Below are 4,439 nucleotides of genomic sequence, written 5' to 3' on the forward strand. Positions count from 1 at the left end.
AAGGGGGAGTGCGGATGGAAGGAGTGCTCGAGCTTCAGGATGTCTCCTTCGCCTACGGGGCCCAGATGGTGCTTGAGGATGTCTCCCTTGCGGTGCGGCGGGGGGATTTTCTCGCCCTGGTCGGGCCCAACGGTTCCGGCAAGACCACCCTGGTGAAGCTGATCCTGGGCCTGCTGAAGCCCTTAAAGGGGAGCGTCCTTCTTTTTGGAACGGAGATCGGGAGGTTCCGGGAGTGGTGCCGCGTCGGGTACGTTCCCCAGCGGCCCGGCTTCGACCCCGGTTTTCCCGCTACCGTTGAGGAGGTAGTGGCCGCGGGGCGCTTTGGCCGGGCCGGTCTGGCCCGGAAGCTGAGGCGTGAAGACTGGCGGGCGGTGGAGGAGGCGCTGGATCTGGTGGAGCTGTCCCACCTGCGCCGCCGGCCTGTGACGCGCCTTTCCGGAGGGCAGCAGCAGCGGGTCTTTATCGCCCGCGCCCTCGCGGGCGAGCCGGAGCTTTTGGTTCTTGACGAGCCGCAGGTGGGTCTTGATGGGCGCGCCCTGGACAACTTTTACCGGCTTTTGGGGTATCTAAACCAGGGAAAGGGGATGACCCTGCTTCTGGTCACCCACGACACTGGTGTGGTGGGGCGCTGGGTCAACAGGGTGGCCTGCCTCAACCGGACCCTTGTTTGTCACGGGGCGCCCGGGGAAATCCTGACTCCCGGCGTCCTTTCTTCCCTGTACGGCATGGGGGTCCGCCCCGTTGCCCACCATCACTAGCAACATGGATTCGATCCGCGATAGGTTAGATCTGCGCCGCTCTGAACACCACGACTGCAGGAAAAACCGGCTCCTGACCCAGGTTGTCCGTGCTTAAATGTATGAAGCAGGCTTCAGGAAAGGAAAGAGGGATGCCTGTGCTGGAGATGCTTCACTACGATTTCATGATCCGCGCCCTGATTGCGGGGCTGGCAACGGGAATTGCCTGTCCTGCCCTGGGCGTTTTTATCGTCCTGCGCCGCTATTCCTTTATGGCCGACACCCTTGCCCACATTTCCCTTGCAGGCATGGCGCTTGGCCTCTGGCTGGGAGTTGCCGCCCCCCTTTTGCCCCTGCTTACCCTCGTGGCTGCGCTCTCCGGGGCGCTGGCGGTGGACCGGCTCCGGGCGCGCCAGAGGCTGTCGCCCGAGGCGCTCCTGGCGCTGGTGATGAGCGGCGGCCTTGCGCTTGCCGTAATCTTTTTCGGCCTGACCCGGAGCGCCGCGCTGGACATTACATCTTACCTGTTCGGGAGCCTCCTCACGGTGGGCCCCGCCGACCTGGGATTGATCCTGGCGGTTGCGGGGGGCGTCCTGGGCCTCCTGGCGCTCTTCTACAAGGAGTTTTACTTTATCTGCTCCGACGAGGAGTCGGCCCGGGTTGGAGGGCTTCCTGTAGATAAGCTGAACCTCCTTTTCATTTTCATGGCGGCTCTTCTTGTTGCCGTGAGTCTGCGGATTGTGGGGACTTTGCTGGTCGGAGCTCTGATGGTAATCCCCGTTCTCACGGCGCTTCTGGTGGCGGGCAGCTTCCGCCAGACGGTGTTGCTTTCCATGGGCTTCGGGGTCCTGGCAGCCCTGCTCGGTCTGACGGCTTCGTACCACCTGGGCATCGCAGCAGGCGGCTGCATCGTTATGACCGCTCTCTTCTTTTTTGGAGCCGTTGCCGGAGCAAAGGCCTTGTTGGGTTCTGACAGGCTCCGGCACCTTTTCAGCGTGATTCCCGGCCGCGGGGGGTGGCAATAATGAAAAATGTTTGGCCGCTGTGGCTCCCGTGCGTCTGGCAGTCCAGGTTGGCATCGGCGAGCAAGGCAAGGAGCCGGTCCGTTTCGTGGGCGTCGGCGGCCTCCAGGCTCAGGGTCAGGTGGTCGCCCGGCTTCAGATGGGAGGCCGCCGCCCTGACGATCTCCAGGTCCCCCTGCTCGATGGAGGGGCCGAGATTGATGCTGATTTCCCGCATTTTTCCGTCCTTCCTGATTCCCCGAACCCTTTGCAGGCCAGGGGGAGTTTTTTCTATGTTGTTTCCTCTAGGGTATTCCCTGGGTTTATTATTGCCCCAATCTTTTGTATCCTACTCATTGAGAACTCAAAAGCGGGCCGATGGCAGGTTGATTGAAAACAATCTGCTCATCGAGGTGGTCGTCAGGCGTCGTCAGGCGATGGATCTCCCCGGGTCCGGTTTTAGTTTGAAGCCACCCATCGCCGTGACGGCACCGTCTGGAATTTTCTCCATTGAAGATACAAGTGGAAGAGCAGGAATTAGCAGAGCCCCGGCGAATATAACCATCTGCAACTTAACTACAAAGGCCTGGCTTGCAAGGTTTTTATTTTTCTTCAGAGTTGTTGACCGTTTTTGAGGGCTGCTTGAGCGGGGGGAGGGGGGTTGTCTGGCATTTGGCGATTTTCGAAAAACAGTTTGTATGCCTTTAATTCTCGCCTTTTGCCTGGTTTTGGTAGCCGGCTGCACCTCTCGGCAGCCGGTCGGCTCCCGGGCGGGAGAGGAGAAGCCGGTGGTCGTCCGGCTGGCGGGAGGGGACTGGGGTTACCCAAGTCCTTATGCCCACTGCGAGCGGGGGCCGGGGTATTACAAAATGCTCCTAGTTTTTGATAGTCTCCTGGAAAAGGATGAAGGAGGCATTATTCCCTGGCTTGCGGCTAAATGGGAGGTGAGCGGGGAAAGGGTTTATACCTTTCACCTGCGGAAAAATGTCAGGTGGCAGGACGGCAAACCTTTCACGGCAGGGGACGTGGTGTTCAGCTGGGAGTATGCCCGGAAGCACCCGCGGGCCTGGGGCATTGATCCTGCACTGGTTGACGAAGTCAGGAGCCTGGATGAACACACTGTAAGGTTTCGGCTGTCCCGGCCCAGTGCCGCATTTCTTTACAAACTGGCCGGCTTCCCGATCCTCCCCGCGCACATCTGGAAGGGCGTTGCAGATCCCTATCACTTTACGGAACCCCGTGCCGTTGTCGGAACAGGGCCCTACCGCCTGGCTTCTTACAGCAAGGAAGAGGGTGCTTACCGTTTTGAAGCGAACCGGGACTTCTGGGGGCCCAAACCCTGCGTCGATGTCATTGAGATGGTGCCTGTCGAAGATGAGGCGCTCGCGCTGGAGCAGGGGAAGATTGATCTGGCTGCGGTTCCTCCTGATTTCATCGAGCGGTTTCAAAGCAAACCAGGCTGCCATATCGCGAGGGGCCCGGGCTACTGGGGCTACCGCCTGATCTTCAACCTGAACCTGAGGCCGGTGCTCAGATCCCGGGAATTCCGGCAGGCGCTTGCCTTTGCCATCGACCGGAAGGAACTGGTGGAGAAGTGCGCGCAGGGTGCCGCCCTCCCGGGCAACCCCGGCATTCTCCCTCCTGACCACATCTGGTACAATCCGAATGTTCCCCAGTATCGCTACAATCTCCGGAAAGCCGTTGAACTCTTAGAGCAGTTGGGCTGGTATGATCGTGACGGGGACGGGATTAGGGAGGACGCCCGGGGCAACCGGCTGGCCTTCGAGCTTCTGCTGGCGCAGGGGGATGCCCGGCTCGGGAAATTGCTCAAGCAGCAGCTTCGAAAGGCGGGGATCGAATTAAAGATCACCAGCACGGCTCCCAAAAGCAGGGACTCTCTGGTAAAGCAGGGAAAATACGAACTGGCAGTCACCGGGGAGGGGGGCTGGGGCAATGACCCTGATTATTTAAGAGAAAGGTTTACCAGATCAGCAAAGGGCGCGGGGCCTCCGGCAGGAGGGGTCCAGGGGTACTGTAATCCCACGGTGGAGCGCCTGGCAAAAGAACAGCTTCACGAAACCAATCCCGTGAAACGTCGGAATCTCGTGGCAAAGCTCCAGAAAGCCCTGGCGGAGGATCTTCCAGAATTGCCCCTTTACTACCCGACGCCCTACTACGTTTACCGCGCTTCGGTCTACGCCGGCTGGACGTTTATGTTCGACCACCATTCGTTGAGCGATGCCAAGCTTTCCTACCTCGCCTCTTCGTAAGCCCCGCCGGTCTGGTGCCTGCTCACAGGTTTTCGGGTACTGCAGTTTGTCACGCTTTACTTCACCGCGGTTTTGCCTTCGGCCAGAGGTCATGGAACAGGGTTTTGGCTGTGGCAGGGGCAGTGGTTGATTAATATAAAAAAAGGAGGAGACAAGTGATGTGCCGGGAAAAGACTGATTGGGAAAAGACGGTTGAGTTTCACGGTCATGTTTGCGCGGGGCTTGCTTTCGGGTACCGGGCGGCCCGGGCCGGATTGCGGGAGCTTGGGGCGCGGCGCGCTCCGGATGAAGAACTGGTGGCGGTCGTAGAGACAGATGCCTGCGGGGTCGACGCCGTTCAGGTTGTGACCGGGTGCACTCTGGGCAAGGGGAACCTCCTCTACCGGGACTACGGGAAGCCTGTCTACACTTTTGGCCGCAGGGACCTGGGG

General features: G+C 60.0%; 6 protein-coding genes. 5 read left to right on the plus strand and 1 reads right to left on the minus strand.

Translation table 11 applies throughout. From position 1 onward, the window contains the following. Window positions 1-758: metal ABC transporter ATP-binding protein (locus tag HPY90_RS14970; protein WP_353733688.1), on the plus strand; the 758-nt coding region annotated here is incomplete at its 5' end. 146 nt (window positions 759-904) lie between these two features. Beyond that, window positions 905-1,762, plus strand: a complete 858-nt coding sequence (locus HPY90_RS14975; RefSeq protein WP_287195683.1) for a metal ABC transporter permease — start codon at window positions 905-907, stop codon at window positions 1,760-1,762. Here HPY90_RS14975 and HPY90_RS14980 read toward each other — a convergent pair. Further along, window positions 1,728-1,976 (minus strand): hypothetical protein, encoded by a 249-nt coding sequence (locus tag HPY90_RS14980; RefSeq protein ID WP_287195673.1) that lies wholly within the window; start codon window positions 1,974-1,976, stop codon window positions 1,728-1,730. The genes HPY90_RS14975 and HPY90_RS14980 overlap by 35 nt on opposite strands. On the opposite strand from HPY90_RS14980, the gene HPY90_RS14985 reads away from it, so the two are divergent. The 3 genes from HPY90_RS14985 to HPY90_RS14995 all read left to right on the plus strand — a co-directional run. Beyond that, on the plus strand, window positions 1,957-2,373 hold the full coding sequence (locus tag HPY90_RS14985; protein WP_287195675.1) for a hypothetical protein: 417 nt from the start codon (window positions 1,957-1,959) through the stop codon (window positions 2,371-2,373). The two genes, HPY90_RS14980 and HPY90_RS14985, sit on opposite strands and share 20 nt — an antisense overlap. A gap of 63 nt (window positions 2,374-2,436) precedes the next feature. Beyond that, a complete protein-coding gene (locus HPY90_RS14990) occupies window positions 2,437-4,008 on the plus strand; it encodes an ABC transporter substrate-binding protein (RefSeq protein ID WP_287195677.1) in 1,572 nt (523 codons plus the stop codon). Window positions 4,009-4,166: 158 nt separating this feature from the next. After that, on the plus strand, window positions 4,167-4,439 hold a 273-nt coding region (locus HPY90_RS14995), incomplete at its 3' end, for an FmdE family protein (RefSeq protein ID WP_287195679.1).

Origin of the sequence: Syntrophothermus sp., from assembly GCF_013314835.1 — a bacterium.
GTDB lineage: Bacteria > Bacillota > Syntrophomonadia > Syntrophomonadales > Syntrophothermaceae > Syntrophothermus > Syntrophothermus lipocalidus.